Here is an 18,335-nt window from a genome sequence, read left to right on the forward strand (position 1 = left end):
ATATTAATATCGTATTAAAAAACTCTAATAGACCAGAGTCTGCATCGCATGTGCTGGTATTGTAATTGTATTTTTGAAAGAATCAATTATGATTTCATACACCACTTCTTTGTCAGATGCATTCATCACAATTGTTGCCGTTTTTCCGTTTGTATTCAAAAAAGAAGTGCTTAATAAACTTTTATCACTTGTGGAATTGCTTATTCTTTTGGCTCCCGGTTGAATAAATTTTGATAAGTGACCGATATAATAATACATTGGTGTATAGATTAATTCGTCTTTTGTGGTGTCTGCATGAAGGGGTGCGAAACAGAAATTGCCAACATGATTTGGGCCTCCGTTTTGGTCCAAAAGAATATTCCAGTCTGTCCAGCCTGTCGTTCCATTATTAAAATCATTGATCATATTGATTCCGTAACGTTCGGCATTTCCCCAAAACTGAAACTTTGAGGCATCAAATTTTTCAATACAACCTTCTGTAAAAAGTAAATTTTTATTTGGAAAAGCTTCATGAACCTTCCCAACTGATTCAAATTTCGGAGTTCCGCCGTTCCATGTTTCATACCAGTGAAATCCGATTCCCCATGCATATTTTGAAACTTCGGGATCTGAGAAAACAAGACTGGCTCTTTTTTCCAGCATATCTCCACGGTTGTGATCCCAGATAATAATATTTTTAGAACCCAGCCCGTCCTTTTGTAATGTTGGCCCAAGAAAGTTTTTCAGAAAATCTCTTTCGGCTTCCGGAGTATAAATACAGGATTCCCATCTCTGACTCGCCATGGGTTCATTCTGAATGGTTAATCCCCAAACCGGGATCCCTTCTTTTTCGTACGCTTTTATAAATTTGGAATAATAATTGGCCCAGGATTGTGCAAATTCAGGCAATAAAACGCCGCCGTGCAAAATATCATTATTGTCTTTCATGAAAGCTGGGGGACTCCACGGACTAACAAATAAAGTTAAGTTCCCGCCGGCAGTTTCAATTGCTCTTTTAAGTAATGGAATTCGGTATTTTCTATCGTGATCAATATTGAAGGTTTTCAGGTCTTTGTCACCTTCTTCAATATACGTATAACTTTCGCTGCTAAAATCGCAACTATGAATGTTGGTTCTGGCTAAAGAATACCCAATTCCTTTATTTTTATCATAGTAAGCGGTTAAAAATTCCTGTTGTTTTTTGGGTGATAATTTAGCAAAAACTTCAGCGCTTGCATCTGTAATGGCTCCGCCTATCCCGAGAAAAGTCTGATCGGTTTTTTTACTGTCAATCGCAATTGAATGTATTGACCTTGTTTGTTGTGAAGTTGGATTTAAGATAAAATTACCGGACAAAGACAATCTTAAACTGGTATTTTCGGCTGTCGTATAAACTTCTATCTTTTTATTTGATTTTGATGCAGAAACAGTAGAATTGTCCACAATTCTGGATGAAGAACAGCTTAATTGCAGAACGAGTAATGGTGCTATTAAAATTCTGTTTATAGGTTTCATGTACTTTCAGAAAAACAATTTATTTAATTAAAAAATGAGGGTTAAAATGGATGATCACATTAACCCTCTAACTAACTCAAAAAATACTAATACACAAGCGTTTGTATCGCGTGTGATGGAATTTTTACAATTGCCTGCTCAGTTGCAATTATAAAATTGTAGGTAATCTCATTATCTGTATTATTCATTACTACGGTCGCCATTTTTCCATCCTTATTCAAAAAAGAAGTGCTTGAAAGATAACTGCGGCTTACAGATGTACTCACTCTCACTGCATCAGGGCGAATAAATTTCGAAAAATGACCAATATAATAGTACGACGGAGTATAGATCAACTCACCGGTAGTGGTGTCTGCGTGTACAGGCGCAAAGCAAAAATTACCTACGTGATTGGGTCCTCCAAACTGGTCCAGAAGTATGTTCCAGTCTGTCCAGCCAACAGTTCCATTATTAAAATCATTAATCATAGAAGTCCCGTATCTTTCCGCATTTGGCCAGAACTGGTATTTTGCCGCATCAAATTTTTCGACACAACCTTCTGTAAAAAGAAGCTTTTTGTCCGGATATGCTTCGTGTACTCTTGCAACATTGTCAAACATGGGCTGAGCACCTGTCCAGGTTTCATACCAGTGAAAACCAATTCCCCAAACATATTTGGAAGCTTCCGGGTCAGAGAAAATAACATTGGCTCTTTGCACCATTAAATCACGGTTATGGTCCCATGCAATTATTTTTACATTCCCCAGTCCGTCCTTTTTTAATGTTGGGCCAAGAAAATTCTTCAGGAAGTCTCTTTCTTCATCAGCAGTATACAAACAAGATTCCCAGGTTTGAGTAGCCATTGGCTCATTTTGAACGGATGTTGCCCAAATTGGAATTCCCTCTTTGTTGTATGCTTTTATAAATTTTGAATAGAAATTAGCCCAGGACTGAAAATATTCAGGTAGTAATTTCCCTCCTTTTAGTACATTTTTATTATTTTTCATGAAAGCGTTTGGCGACCACGGTGTGGCATAGGTCGTTAATTTTCCACCTGCGGTTTTAATGGCTTCCTTGATCATCGGAATGCGATATTTACGGTCATGATCAATCGAAAATGTTTTTAAATCTTTATCTCCTTCTTCAATATAGGAATAACTTCCGCTGCTAAAATCAGAACTTTGAATAGTTGTTCTTAGCAATGAATATCCGATTCCTTTTTGTGTATCGTAATAGGCATTTAAAAATTCCGTTTGTTTTTCTTTTGATAATTTGGCGAAAATTTCGGCACTTGCATCCGTAATGGCACCTCCGATTCCCAGAAAACTCTGAAAACGTTTTGATGGTTCAACAAAAATAGATATCTCTGTCTCTATTGGCTGTTTTGATGCGGTAAAATCTAAATTATCTGTAGGGGTTAACCTTAATTTTGTATTAGCTGCTGTAGTGTAAACAGTAATTTTTTTATTGGTAGTGGTAAATTTTTGTTGTTGCTTTTGGTTTTTCTGCTGTGGAAAAACAGATAATGAAAAACATAAACAAGTAATAATAAAGCCAAATTTTTTCATTGAATATGTTTTAAATAATTTAATAGCTTTTGAATTTCCTAGTCAAATCTTTAGCCGTCCTGATTAAAAAATAGCCCATACTCATAATGATTATGGGCTATTTACAACCAAACTTAAACTTAACTTATATTAACATAAATTGAGATTTCTTTTAAAAACAGCTGACAAAAACAGCTGTTTTTTTTTTCAACTCTTTATATTAATTTTGAATATATCCATCATTCTGTTCCATTTTAGTGTTGTTGAATTCAGTATATGGAATTGGGAAAGCTTCATTTTTATTTGGTATAAATCCTTTAAAAGCAAGTTTAGCAGCTGCCTGACCTGTTCTTACTAAATCATACCAACGGTGTCCTTCTCCTGCAAGTTCCAGTCTTCTTTCTGCGTAAATAGCATCTAAAGAAACCGGAACAGGTCCTAATCCAACTCTATTTCTAACAGCATCCAGAAGTGCCTGAGCTCTTGGCCCGGTTCCTCCTAAAGCTTCTGCTTCTAACAAATAAGTATCAGCCAAACGAATCACATAAGTATTGATAGCAAAATTTAAGAAAGGATTTGTTGCTGTAATATCTTTGTTTACGGCTGCATACTTTATAAAATGGTATCCTGTTTCATTATAACTATCTGTAAAAGTTATGCGGCCTGCAGCTTTTTCTGCATTGGCATCAAATATTGTAGATGCAAAGCGAGGGTCTGTTTTTAATGCATTAGCTAAATCTGTTGTAACAACCATGAAACCCCATCCGTTAATGTAATCAGGCAAATCTGCCGCCTTTCCTGCCGCAGTTCTGGAATAATCTCTCATTCCCATTAACTGTGCAGCCACATTTCCTTCGTCATTTCCTGTTTCAAAATTACCCCAGTCCGCATTCGATTTGTCAGAGTAAGCAATTTCAAAAATAGATTCTGTGTTAAATTTATTAGCGTGATTCCATAGTGAAGCGAAAGTCGGCATCAACTTATAACCAAAACTACTTGTACCACCAGGAGTACCGTTTACTTTTTCTAATTGAACAGCGGCTTCAGCTTTTTTGTTATCATATAAGTACACTTTTCCTAATAGTGCTGTTGCTGCACCTTTTGTTAAACGTCCTGACTCATTTGCTGCCACCGTAACAGGTAAATCTGCGATAGCCTCGTTTAAATCCTTTTCGATTTGCAAATACACATCCTGAGGTTTTGCCTGCAAAACATTGTGAACCTCGTCCTTAGTAAGTGGTGCTAATATTAAGGGAACATTTTTGAACATTCTTACAAGATCAAAATAATAATAAGCACGTAATGCTTTTACTTCACTCATAAATCTTGCTTTTTTAGCAGCATCCATAGGAACGGCAGGAAGTTTTTGAATCATAACATTACATCTAAAAACACCTTGGTAATAATTTGCCCAGATTGCAGGCGGAATATTACTAGGGGTCACAGTGTAATTTGATGCCACCTGAAGACCTGGCTGATCACCAGAGTTTCCACCTCCCGCATAAAAATCATCTGATGCTGAATTTAAAAATAACAATGGTGCAGTTTCCATAGATCCTGCAAATTTGCCTACTTTATCATAAGCAGCAACTAAACCGGAATACGCTTCTGTTTCGTTTCTGTAAAAATCCTCCTCAAATACAACTCCATCTCCTTTTACTTCTAATTTTTCATCGGTATCGCACGCTCCAAGTGTCACTAACACTCCTAATGCGATGAACGACATTTTAAAACTTATAAGTTTCATAATATTTTATTTTTTAATTAAAATTGCAAATTAACTCCTAACATGTACGATTTTGCCTGAGGATAATATCCTCTGTCAACTCCTTGTACATTATCCTGGCCAGCCGCAGTTGGCCCTCCAATTTCCGGATCAAAACCACTATATTTAGTGATTGTGAACAGATTTTCTCCTGTCAGGTACAATCTAACTCTCTGTAATGCAATACTTTGTATCCATTCTTTTGGTAATGAATATCCAAGTTGAATTGTTTTGAATCTAAAGAAGTCTCCTTTTTCCAAATTAAAATCAGATGGATTACTAAAGTTTTTGTTGGTATCATCTGTCGTAACTCTAGGATAACTGTTTGTAGATCCCGGTGCTGTCCAACGGTTTAAAACGTCAGTTGAGTAATTTGCATTTATGATATCTAATCTTCTTAATCCCTGATAAATTTTATTTCCTCCGGCACCCTGACCAAATACTAACAAGTCAAATCCTTTATAATCCAGATTTAATGTAAAACCGTAGGTGTATTTAGGTAAAGAAGTTCCTAAGAAAGTTCTATCATTTCCATCAATAACACCATCGTCATTTAAGTCTTTCCAACGGAAATCTCCTGGCTTAGCATTAGGCTGTATTACAGTACCTCCTGAACTTGTGTAAGCATTAACTTCTGCCTGAGATTGAAAAATCCCATTTGTTTTGAATCCGTAAAATGAATTGTAAGCTTGTCCAACCTGAGTTCTGTTAATTTCATAAGAACTTGATTGTACAGTTTCCTTTCCTCCAACAAAAAGAGTACCTTCATCAAGGAACGTTATTTCATTTTTGATGTAAGAGAAATTACCATTTACAGCAAGGTTTAATCCACCTATTTTTTTTCTGTAACCTAACTCAATATCAAGCCCTTTATTCTCCATACTGCCTAAATTGGCATAAGTATCTCCGGTTGCTCCTACATATCCAGGGTTTGGCACTGGCATGATAATCCCTTCCGTTTTTTTGTTGAAGAAATCTACGCTTAAATTGAAATCCTGAAATAAGGTAGTCTCAAATCCAACGTTTGCTTGTTTTGTTTCTTCCCATTTCAAATCAGGGTTAGGAATCGCATTTGGACTTTGTCCTGGAGTTGGTGTTCCTCCAATAGTATAGTTTCTTTTGATACCAATAGTTGAAATGAATAAAAAATCAGGAGAAGAATCATTTCCTGTTACCCCGTAACCTCCTCTAATTTTTAAGTTGCTTATAACGTTATTTTCTTTCCAAAAACCTTCTTTTGATGGCACCCATCCTAAAGATACTGAAGGGAAAGTTCCGTAACTATGATTTGGTCCGAATTTGGTAGATCCATCACGACGAATAATACCTGTAAAAATGTATTTTTCTTTGTAATCATAGTTTAATCTTCCGAATAAAGATTCTACTCTATGCTCATCTGCTTGAGAACCATATGCATTCGCAATTTTATCAGTAATCGGAATTTCTACATTAAATGAAGCCTCATCATGTGTTGTTGCAGGAACCCCCTGAAAAGTAACATCATTACCTGAAGTAATATTATCTATATAAGTACCTTTTCCTACTAACACACTAAAATTATGATCACCAAATTTTTTAGTGTAGTTTAAAGTATTCTCCCAGTTCCAGCTGAATGATTTTTTATACGATCTGAATAATTCGTTTTTATCTCTCTTTGTAGCTCCGTTAAGGAAAAACACCGGAGTAAAATTATCTGATCCGTAGTAGGCTAATTTACCACCCGCAGTAGATCTGAATTTTAATCCAGGTAAAATTTCTGCTTCAACAAATATGTTACCAACGAAATTATCAGAAAAATCATTGTTACCTAATCTGGTTTGAGTGTAAGCTAGTGGATTTGTATTTTCCTGAGTTACAATAGTAGAAATACCATAATAATTACCATTTGCATCTTTAAGAGCATTAGGATTATTTTGATAAATTGGCTGGTTTGGATTGGTCTCAATAATTGGAGTCAATGGATCTAAATTGATTGCAGATGCCAATGGACCACCAAATTCGTCATTCGTATTACCAATACCAATTGTTTTTTCGTTAGAGTATCCTAACGTCTGACCAATTTTAATATACTTCCCTAATTTATGGTTCGAGTTTAAACGGATATTTTTTCTGGTGTAGTGAGAAATATCAGTTGTTACAATACCTTCCTGATCTAATAAACCAAATGACATATAAAATGTAGAATTTTCATTTCCTCCACTAAAACTTAATTCGTGAGAATAACGTTGTGCACTATTATTAAATATTGCGTCTTGCCAGTTTGTCCCTTTTCCGTAATTTGTTGCAGTTGAATAAGGTGCTGGTTTACCTCCATTTGTGTACGCCTCATTCATAATAGTTACATACTGAGATGCATTAAGTAAATCAATTTTGTTAGAAGCTTGCGAAGTACCTGCATAACCACTATAGTTTACTGAAATACTACCCGATTTACCTTTTTTAGTAGTTACCAAGATAACTCCTGCAGCTGCACGAGAACCATAAATAGCACCTGAAGCACCATCTTTAAGTACCTCAATAGATTCGATATCAGACTGGTTCAGGTATCCTATACCGCCGTTATCAACGATAACACCATCCACTACCCATAAAGGATCGTTATTGTTTAAAGTAGTAAAACCACGAATACGGATCGTAGAAGCAGATCCCGGCTGTCCTGCATTTGCTGCAATAGAAACTCCGGAAACTCTACCTTGCAAAGATTGCTCGATTCTGGTTACCGGAAGATTCTCCAAAGCTTTTGCTTTAACGCTGGAAATAGCACCTGTTACTACACTTTTCTTTTGTGTACCGTATCCTACGACTACTACTTCATTTAAACTTTGAGATTCAGCCTTTAATCTGATTTCAATTTTAGTTCTTCCGTTTACAGCTTCCTGTACTGTATTATAACCTACAAAACTAACTGTTAAAGTACCATTTGACGGAACATTGATTTGAAACTTTCCATCAAAGTCAGAGGCGGTTGCCTTATTTGTACCTTTAATTAAGATTGTTGCCCCTGGGACGGGTAAGCCACTTTCATCATTTATAATTCCATTTACCGTAACATCTTGTGCCATTGCGATAACTGAAAACAATAGAGATGAAAAACAAAAAATAAGTAATTTTGTTAATTTCATTTTTCTAAAAATTTTGGTTAATTAATTAGTAATTTGATGCAATAATAAAGTTAAATTTTTACTATTTATAATTAAAATTCATTACAAAAACACATCAAAAGATAAATTTACACATTACAAAAACACATCAATATATTTTTAATTATTTGATAATTACCATTTTAACAATAAATTTATATTGTTATAGAATTGTTAACTAAATAAAATAAACACTACATTTAATGAAAATGAATTATTTTCGCTATTATTCGAAATTTTTCAAATAAAACACAATAAAGCATCTGCAATAATCAGAAAAAAAGTAGATTATAAAACATTACTAATAAAAATACCGATTTAAAATTATGAAATTCATAAATACATATATTTCTCTTTTTCTCTTTTCTATCGTGCCTTTTACTATTTTTTCCCAAGTAAAAAACATCGGGCTACCCGCAATTAAGAACTATAAGCGATCCGACTATAAGGGAGGCACTCAAAACTGGAATATTGATCAGGATAAAAATGGTAATGTCTACTTTGCAAACAATAGTGGATTAATCCAATTTGACGGTTCAACCTGGAACAAATATTCCCTTCCAAATAATACAGCAATCCGAAGTCTCAAAATTGATGGTTCGGGAAAAATTTATGTTGGAGGAAATAATGAATTTGGATTTTTTAAAAGTGATGAAAAAGGAAAGTTAAAATACCATTCCCTTTCTGACTTAGTCAGCAAAAAAGACAGCAGAAATATCAATTTAATCTGGAGAATACATATATATAAAGGAGAAGTAATATTTCAATCTTTTACAAAAGTCTTTTTTTACAGGAATAACAAGCTCATTGTTATAAATGCTCCTAATAAATTTCAATTTTCTTTTATTATAAATAAACACCTTTATTTTCAGGATAAAGTTTTAGGTATTCTGGAATACAAAGATCAAAAACTGATTGCACTGAAAGGCACTACGTCCTTAAACGATAAAGAAATATGGGCCATGTTTCCATTACCCAATAATAAGATACTCTTTGCAACATTAGAAAAGGGGCTTTTTATTTACGACTACAACAGCGTTAAATCCTGGAACACGGAAGCCAATACTTTTATCCTGAAAAATACCTCCCTTGGCGGCTCGATCATAAAAAATAAATTCATTGTTCTGAACTCCGTTCTTAATGGCATAATTATTTGTGATTTAAACGGAAAAATAATCCAGCATCTCAACCGGCAAAAGGGGCTGCAGAACAATACTATTCTAACGTCATTTGTTGACAACAAAAACAACTTATGGCTAGGCCTCGATAATGGAATTACGTTTATAAATCAAAACTCACCCTTTACCTTTTTCGACTACAGTTATAATATAGGCACTGTCTACGCTTCCGTAATTTTCAACAAAAATTTATACGTAGCAACTAATCAGGGGCTGTTTTACCATTCCTGGACAACTCCTTTTAAAGACGAACCTTTCACGCGCGTTGAAGGAACAATTGCACAAGCCTGGAATATTCAGGTATTAAACAACACTCTTCTCTGCGCAAGCAATAGCGGAGCATTGGTAATAAATCAAAATAAAGTTTTGAAAATATTAGACACTAGGGGTTATTTCGGTTTCAAAACAATTCCCAGTCATCCCGGTTATATTATCGGGGAAAGTTATAATGGATTTTCAATCTTTAAGAATTCATCAAATGAAATTAATTTCATTAATCAGGTAAGTGGATTTGATGAAACAACGAATACTTTCGAAATTGAGCTGGATAACAATTATTTGTGGTTAAAAAAAGAGCCTTACTTGTATCAAATGAAATTATCTGAAGATCTGAAAAGATTTGACTATATCAAAAAACACATGCAAATTTCACCTTCCTATAAGGGAATAGGAAGTTTACAATCGATAAACAACAAAGTATATTTTCAAACCAAAAACCATTTTTACAGATATAGTGATGAACAGGAGAACTTTTTTGAAGACAAAAAATTAACCAATTTGTTTCAAAAAATCCCACCTATAAACACCTTAATAGAAGACAGTAATAGTAATTTATGGTATTCTTATAACGAATCTATTGGGGTTCTGTTAAAAATGAAAAACGGAACTTATAATAGCCAAAACGCTCCGTTTTCTAACCTGACAGGTAATTTAGTAAACAATTATATTTCTGTTAATACAATTGACCCTAATAACATTTTCATCGGCCTGACGAATGGACTGGCCCATTATGATTCTAAAATATCGAATAATTTCATCACAACACCAAAAGTCTTTTTTGAAAGCTTTTCCTCCACAAGTGATACAATTATAACAGGAAATCTCGAAAAACAATTAACAGACCTGACAATTCCATACAACTCGAATCACGTAAAATTCACTTTTTCGTCCCCAACTTATGAAAATCAGGAAAACGTAACATACTCGTACAAATTAGAACCATTTGAAGAAAACTGGCGTAATTGGTCTACTACTTCTGTAAAAGAGTACACAAATTTAAGAGAAGGGAATTACAAAATGCAAATCAAGGCAAAAAACAGCTATGGTGTAGAATCGGAAGCTTCAGAAATTAATTTTACCATTTCACCACCCTGGTACAGGCATTTTCTAGCTTATTTAACTTATTTTTTCCTAATTCTTGCCGGGGTCTATATCACTTCGGATCGGGTCAAACTTAAAATCAGAAAGAACAAATATTACGAAACCATCGAACAGAGAAGATTGTATCTGGAAAAAGAGTCCAAAATCAGACACGAACAACATGAGCTGGAAAAAGAAATCGAAAGATTAAAAAGCGACAAACTTCAGATAAAGATTCTTGCGAAAGACAAAGAGCTGGTCAGTAATTCGCTTCAGGTTGTAAAAAAGAACAAGGTTTTGAACGGCATCATTCAAAAAATAAAGGACATAGACACCAATACTTTGGATGATTCCACAAAATTTGAATTTAACAAGCTGCACAAAAGTATCGTCAAAGAGGTTAACACCGATAAAAGCTGGAAAGATTTAGAGAAGCACATTAAAAACGTACACTTTGAATTTTTGAAAAGATTAAAAGAAAAATACCCAACCATTTCGCCCCGGGAACTGGATTTATCTACTTATCTTTTAATGAATATGTCAACAAAGGAAATCGCCGAAATCATGAATATTTCAACAGGAGGTGTCGAATTAGCAAGGTATCGTCTAAGAAAAAAACTTGGCCTGAATAAAAAGGAAAATCTTATCGGGTTTTTAATGAGCATATAAATCAAGCAAAAACGCCATCAACATTGATGGCGTTTTTGCTTGATTTATTTAGATATATTCTAATGTACGTTCTAATGCCATTCCTCGGGAGCCTTTTATTAGAATTGTATTGTCGTTAAATTTAATCGTCTTTAAGTAATCTGCAAAAGCATCAAAAGTCTCAAAGAAAAAAACATTTTCATTAGAAATTCTGTGTGCGTAGAAATCTTTTCCGATCAAATAACAAACCGATTGATTTTGACCGATTACTGAATCAACAATAATTTTGTGCTCCTGGCTGCTTTCGTTTCCAAGTTCAAACATATCCCCTAATATCATTATTTTCTTAGAATTGTCCAATTGTATAAAATTAGCAATTGCAACAGCCATACTACTTGGATTTGCGTTGTAAGCGTCCAATATAATCTGATTGGTTCCCTTTTTTAATAACTGAGATCTGTTATTATCTGGCGTGTAACTTTCAATCGCCGCTTTAATATCGTTATTTCCAACATTAAAATAAATACCTATTGCAACTGCCGCATTGATGTTATTTGCGTTATAAAGTCCTATTAAATTAGAATTAACAACAAACTCTTCATATTCTATAACCACAAAAGGATTCGCTTCTATAGTATTGATTCTAACATTTGCTTCATTCTTTTTAATTCCAAAGGTAAAACGTTTGATCTCTTTGGATTTCTCTACCTGAATAGGATCTTCAAGATTTACAAAAACCGTTTTATCATGCTCCGCAAGATACTTATACATTTCGCTTTTTCCTTGTATAACACCTTCAACACCTCCAAAACCTTCTAAGTGTGCCTTGCCAAAGTTTGTGATATAACCGTAATCCGGCTGCGCTATTTCACATAGGAACTCAATCTCTTTTTTATGATTGGCTCCCATTTCAACAATTCCGATCTGGGTATCTTTTGTAAAAGACAACAAAGTTAACGGAACCCCGATATGATTATTCAAATTACCGATAGTAGCTTTAGTCTTAAACTTTTTAGATAAAACGACATTTATAAGTTCCTTGGTTGTTGTTTTACCATTACTTCCGGTCAATGCAACAACAGGCAGATTTAAATAAGTACGGTGAAAGCTTGCTAGTTCCTGTAAGGTCTCCAGGCTATTTTCAACCAATACTGTTCTTTCATCAATAAAATAAGAAGCATTGTCAATAACAACAAATAAAGCACCTAAATCAAGCGCCTGTTTTGCAAAAGTGTTTGCATCAAAGTTTTCGCCTTTTATGGCAAAAAACATAGAATTGGTTTCAATTTTTCTTGTATCTATTGAAACCGATTTACATTGCAAAAATAAATTATGAATGTCCTGAATATTCATTTGTAAAATTTTTTATTATGATAAAAATAGAAAAAAAAGAATAAAAAAATTCCAAATTCCGTACTGAAGATTCAGCTTTTGGAATTTGGAATTTTTTTTATTGAAATTTTCTAAAACCTAGTTTCTAGGTGACTTTCTTTTTTCAGCTTTTGAACCTACTCTTGACATTGCACATCTGAATCCGATGTAATCTGTTGCCATATCCTGAGGGAAATATCTTCTTTGAGCCGGATCTAACCAGTAAGCTCTGTCTCTCCAGGATCCGCCTTTGTAAACTCTAACTTTATCATCGATTAAAGTAGTACGTTTACTAGAGTTGTCGTATTTTCTTACCATTTTACCTAAACTATCTGTAGTGATATTGTGTTTAGGAGAATTGTACATGTTTTGATCTGCTTTTGCTCCAGCTTCAGAATCTCCAAAGTCAAAATATTTAGATGATTGTTTATCACCATCTCTATAGTTGATATTGTCGCTTGTACTGAAATTAGTTCTCAAATAGGTTTCATTTTCGTCAACAGGAACCTGAGCAATTTCTCCCGGAAGATTTCTTGCTACAACTTTACCATTACTTAAAGTATCGTATTTGATATTTTCTTTAGTGATAATTTCAAGTTTACCATCTTTACCAATTTTGTTTTTAGCATATTGATTTCCTCTATAATAGTTAAAATCATTCGCTTCATTATCAATAATAGGTCTGTAAACGTCAGCTACCCATTCTGCAACGTTACCTGCCATATCATATAGACCGAAATCATTTGGCGCGTAACTTTTTACAGAGTTTGTAATATCTGCTCCATCATCTGACCAGCCAGCAATTCCACCGTAATCACCGTTACCTTGCTTAAAGTTAGCCAATTGATCTCCTTTGTTTTTACGTTTAGAAGAACGTGTATAATCTCCGGACCAAGGGTATTTCTTTTGTCCTTTATATATATTGTATTCTCTTTGTCCAACATCAGCAGCAGCAGCGTACTCCCATTCTGCTTCAGTAGGAAGTCTGTATTCCGGTAAGATAACACCGGAAGAACGTTGTGCGTACACATTTTTCTCATCTGGAACTACACCGTCTTTACCAGCTTTTGGTCTTCTTCCGTTAGGATTTTTCTTTAATACCAATTCTTCATTACCACCATAAGTAGTAGATGGAGAAGCAACATAAGCCTCAGTATTAAACAAACTTTCTGCACTAACATCTTGTGTTTTTGCACCTTTTTTAATATATCCTTCTTTTTCTAAAACAGCTTCGTTTACACGGTCTGTTCTCCATTTACTAAATTCAACTGCCTGAATCCAGTTAACACCAACTACAGGGTAGTTAGCATAAGAAGGATGTCTTAAGTAGTTGTTTGTCATCGTTTCGTTGTATCCTAAACGATTTCTCCATACTAATGTATCAGGAGATGCTCCTTCATAAATATTTTTGTAATTTTCTTCTGTCGGAGGGAAAACTTTTTTAAGCCACTCCAGGTATTCTAAATACATACCGTTCGTAACTTCAGTTTCATCCATGTAGAATGATTGAACGTGTTGTTGAGTTGGAGTGTTATTCCAATCGTGCATAACATCATCCTGTACTTTACCCATAGTAAACGTACCTCCTTCAACAAAAACCAAACCAGGACCAGCCTGTTGTTTTTTCCCTGCATTTCTGGCAGAAGTTCCATTCTGACTATCTACATCCCAACCAGTTGCTCTGGAAGCGTGACTGGAACTCGATTTTTTGCTACAACTAGCCGTGCCCAACATCAATACAATTGACATCATTAATTGCAAGACTACAATTTTGTTTACTTTCATACTCATTCTTAGGTGATAAATTTAGGTGCTGCAATATAATAATTAACATTTAATTAGCAACATCTGTTCTCATAATTTTATTTAGCCGTTTTTTACCAGAAAATAACCTATAGTTACGAACGCAAAAATATACTTTTTATTATTTACTATAACATGAAATACTATATTTTTACTTACTAAAATATTTTAAATTTAATTTCGATTTTTCAGTCTATGAAACAAACCTTTTTTCTATATCTGTTTTTCATTTCATTTGCTTCATTTTCCCAGATAAATGGGAGCTTTACGCTAGATTGGCAAAGTAAAAAGGAGACGGGTTTCGGCGACAATAGAATTGTTATCCCCTACTTTTCAGGAGACGCTTTTCGACTGGATACTACTAAAAAAAGCATAACATTGCTACTTAGCTTAGCCGAATCAAGCTACTCAAACGGCAGTTCTCTTCAAATTACCAACATCACTTATGAAACAATTTCAATTACAGAGCTTGGAGATTTAACACTTAAAAACATACCTTCCAAACTAAATGAAGCGCTGGAAATCGCTTTGGCAAGAGATAAAACGCAAGCTTTTATTTCTCTTAGTCCAATTATAAAGGACGGAAATGGCTACAAACGTGTAAGATCCTTTTCCTATTCCATAAACAACTCAGCATCAAAAAGCAGCAACGCTTCTTCTTTTCAGAAATCAAATGAAATCCACAATTCGGTTTTGTCATCGGGAGATTGGTATCGATTTTATATCGAAAAATCAGGTGTTTACAAAATTTCAAAGTCCTTTTTACAAAGTTTGGGATTTGATGCCGACAAAGCTGATCCAAAAAGAATCAAAATTTACGGAAATGGCGGTAAAATGCTTCCGCTTGCCAACAATATCTATTATCCTGATGATTTAACCGAAAATGCCATTCAGGTTATTGGAGAAAGTGACGGAGCTTTTAACAATGACGATTATATTCTTTTTTATGGTGAAGGAATTGACAACTGGAATACAGAAAGCCAGACCAACATTAATATATTCGATACAAAATCGTACTATTATATAACAATCGCAGGCGGAGACGGAAAAAGGATTGCAACCCTAAATCAACCCACAAGCAACAGCACGCTCGAATTAAATACTTACGACGACTATCAATACCATGAAATTGACAAAATAAATATTGCTCACACGGGGCGTCAATGGTTTGGAGAGGCTTTTGATATTGATACAGAGCAGGAATTCGATTTTAGTTTTCCTAACCTTGAAGTGACAACTCCTATAAAAATAGAATTAAATGCCGTTTCAGCAGCCTACACCGCTACTACGTTTACAGTTTCTGCAAACGGACAAAACATCAGCACTCTTAATTTCGCACCCTTAGAATCGAATTCCGAAGTAAAATTCAGCGATAACAAACTTCCTGCTAACACTTCTTTTTCAGGTGCTGAAAATGTAAAAATAAAATTGGTATACAATAATAACGGTGTTCCGGGATCGAAAGGATATCTGGATTATATCAATTTAGTTGCCAAAAGGAAACTGTTAGGAACTGGCAAACAATTTAAATTTCAATATGACCTGGCCGGTTCAACACCAGGAACAGTCAATTATACCATTGGCAACGCAACGGGTATCACGCAAATCTGGGACCTTACTGACCTATATAATGTATCAAAAATTGAAAATACAGGTCAGGCAAATTTCAGTTTCAAGGCTTCTTTGGGAGAAATCCGAAAATACATCGCAATTGATCCGGCAGATTACTACAGTCCGTTAAAAGAAAATCAGTCTAAAATTGCCAATCAGAATTTAAAAGGAACACTCTTCAAAAATGCACAAAACACATTTCAGGATATTGATTACGTAATTGTTTCCCCAAGATTTCTGCTTTCCCAGGCGGAGAATCTGGCCAATTTTCATCGTACGTATTCTAATTTAAACGTAAAAGTAATTGCATTGGAAAATATCTACCAGGAATTCTCCTCCGGAAAGCAGGATATTGCGGCTATCAGAAACTGCATCAAATACATATACGACAACGCTTCTTCAACAGATAAAAAAATAAAATACCTGAATTTATTTGGTGACGCCTCATTTGATTATAAAAACCGTACCCAAAACAACAACAATATTGTACCTATATATCAATCCTTAGTAAGCAATACAATTGGAGAAGCCTCATTTGCTTCCGATGATTTTTTCGGACTGATGGATTCCAACGAAGGAAACCTGACTTCTTTTGCCAAGGGAATCGACATTGCCGTTGGAAGAATGCTGGTTTCAAGTACTACTCAGGCTCAGGAAATGGTCAACAAAGTTTTAGAATACCACAATGACAAATCGTACGGAAACTGGAGAAACAACTTTGTTTTAATAAGTGATGATTCCGATAAAGATTCTGACGCCAGTTTACAATCCAGACAAAACAGTCTGGCAGATATGATAGCCACAGAAAAACCTTTTTTCAATATTGATAAAATTATCCTTGACGCCTACACGCAGGAAGCGTCTTCGGGCGGGTCCAGATACCCGAAGGCAAGAACAGATTTATTTAATGCTTTTGAAAAAGGCGCGTTAGTATTCAATTATTTAGGTCACGGAGGAGAAGACGGTTTGGCAAGTGAACGAATTTGGGAGAAAACCGACGGCCAAAACCTGAACAATCAATACAAATATCCCTTATTTATCACCATTACCTGTGAGTTCTCCCGATTTGACGATCCTACCAGGCCAACTGCAGGCGAATATACTTTCTGGAATCCGAAAGGCGGTGCAATCTCCATGCTGACCACGATTCGTTCTATCGGACAATATAACGCTGAAAACTTCAACGACAGCCTAAGCAAAAACTTACTCGCGTACGGATCAAATCAATATACAACAATTGCTGAAACGCTTCGAATTTCTAAAAATGAAAAACCAAGTTCTTCCAGCAATGTTATCTTTTACCTGGGAGATCCTGCTTTGATGCTGGCCATTCCAAAACCCAGAATTAATTTAACAAAAGTAAATGATGTTGTTATTTCACAGCCCATATCCGACTTTAAGTCACTGTCTAAAATTAAAATTACCGGGGAAATTACCGATGAAAACAACTCTTTGTTAAGCAGTTATAACGGAGAATTGTTCACGGCTATTTTTGACAAATCCATTACATCTACAACATTAAACAACGATGGCCTTAGCCCTGCAATGTCTTTCAAAACTCTTGGAGAGACAATCTTCAGAGGAAATGCCTCTATAAAAAATGGTCAGTTTGAATTCAGTTTTATTGTACCAAGAGATATCAGAATCCCGGTTGATAACGGCCGAATTAGTTTCTACTCCAAGAAAGAGAGTCTTCTGGAAAATCAATCCGGCTACAATACCACCATTAAAATCGGCGGAATAAATGAAAATGCACCTCAGGACAATATAAGTCCGAAAGTTAAGTTATATATGAACGACGAAACTTTTGTTTCGGGTGGAATTACAAATAGTTCCCCCTTCTTATTGGCTTTTTTAGAAGATGAAAATGGTATAAATACCGCTAGTGGAATTGGTCATGATATTGTAGCGATTTTAGATGGAGATGTTAGTAATCCTTATATATTAAACGATTATTATCAAACTAAATTAGACGATTACACTAACGGAAACTTGCGTTTCCCGTTAAGAAATTTAAAAGCAGGAATACACACTATAAGTTTTACGGCATGGGACGTTTACAACAACCCTGTGACAAGCGAAATACAATTTATAGTGGCAGGAGATGAATCTCTGACCCTTTCACACGTTCTTAATTATCCAAATCCGTTTTCAACCTATACCCAATTTTGGTTTTCGCACAACAGGCCCTATGAACCGCTGGATGTTCAGGTTCAGGTAATGACCATTACCGGAAAAGTGGTATGGACTAAAAATCAAATCATTACAACAGAAGGGTTTTTATCAAGAGAGATCACCTGGGACGGAAAAGATGATTTTGGAGACCGAATCGGAAAGGGAGTTTATATTTACAAACTTACCGTAAGGTCTAATTTAACTAATAAAAAGGCAGAAAAGTACGAAAAGCTTGTCATCTTATAAAAATATATATATTTGTACC

Annotated in this window: 8 protein-coding genes; 2 read left to right on the plus strand and 6 right to left on the minus strand. The window is 34.9% G+C overall.

The features are described from left to right. Positions 1–24: 24 nt before the first annotated feature. The 4 genes from EV142_RS00905 to EV142_RS00920 form a co-directional block, all read right to left on the minus strand. Positions 25–1,494, minus strand: coding sequence for a glycoside hydrolase family 30 protein (locus tag EV142_RS00905; protein WP_132031820.1), 1,470 nt, complete (start codon positions 1,492–1,494; stop codon positions 25–27). 86 nt (positions 1,495–1,580) lie between these two features. After that, positions 1,581–3,041: a glycoside hydrolase family 30 protein gene (locus tag EV142_RS00910; RefSeq protein WP_132031822.1), complete on the minus strand. Its 1,461-nt coding sequence runs from the start codon at positions 3,039–3,041 to the stop codon at positions 1,581–1,583. A gap of 199 nt (positions 3,042–3,240) precedes the next feature. Further along, positions 3,241–4,767 (minus strand): RagB/SusD family nutrient uptake outer membrane protein, encoded by a 1,527-nt coding sequence (locus EV142_RS00915; RefSeq protein ID WP_132031824.1) that lies wholly within the window; start codon positions 4,765–4,767, stop codon positions 3,241–3,243. Positions 4,768–4,784: 17 nt separating this feature from the next. Then, entirely contained in the window at positions 4,785–7,907 is a 3,123-nt protein-coding gene (locus tag EV142_RS00920; RefSeq protein WP_132031826.1) for a SusC/RagA family TonB-linked outer membrane protein, read from the minus strand. A gap of 344 nt (positions 7,908–8,251) precedes the next feature. Between EV142_RS00920 and EV142_RS00925 the strand changes: the two genes are divergently transcribed. Next, positions 8,252–11,131, plus strand: a complete 2,880-nt coding sequence (locus EV142_RS00925; protein WP_132031828.1) for a helix-turn-helix and ligand-binding sensor domain-containing protein — start codon at positions 8,252–8,254, stop codon at positions 11,129–11,131. Positions 11,132–11,179: 48 nt separating this feature from the next. On the opposite strand, the gene EV142_RS00930 is transcribed toward EV142_RS00925, so the two are convergent. After that, complete coding sequence (locus EV142_RS00930; protein WP_132031830.1) at positions 11,180–12,463, minus strand: UDP-N-acetylmuramoyl-tripeptide--D-alanyl-D-alanine ligase; 1,284 nt, start codon at positions 12,461–12,463, stop codon at positions 11,180–11,182. A 117-nt stretch (positions 12,464–12,580) separates the two neighbouring features. Next, entirely contained in the window at positions 12,581–14,266 is a 1,686-nt protein-coding gene (gene gldJ, locus EV142_RS00935) for a gliding motility lipoprotein GldJ (RefSeq protein WP_132031832.1), read from the minus strand. A gap of 213 nt (positions 14,267–14,479) precedes the next feature. On the opposite strand from gldJ, the gene porU reads away from it, so the two are divergent. Beyond that, a complete protein-coding gene (gene porU, locus EV142_RS00940) occupies positions 14,480–18,316 on the plus strand; it encodes a type IX secretion system sortase PorU (RefSeq protein WP_132031834.1) in 3,837 nt (1,278 codons plus the stop codon). The last annotated feature ends 19 nt before the right edge of the window (positions 18,317–18,335 follow it).

The sequence above is a fragment of the Flavobacterium circumlabens genome (genome assembly GCF_004345565.1).
GTDB classification, from domain to species: domain Bacteria; phylum Bacteroidota; class Bacteroidia; order Flavobacteriales; family Flavobacteriaceae; genus Flavobacterium; species Flavobacterium circumlabens.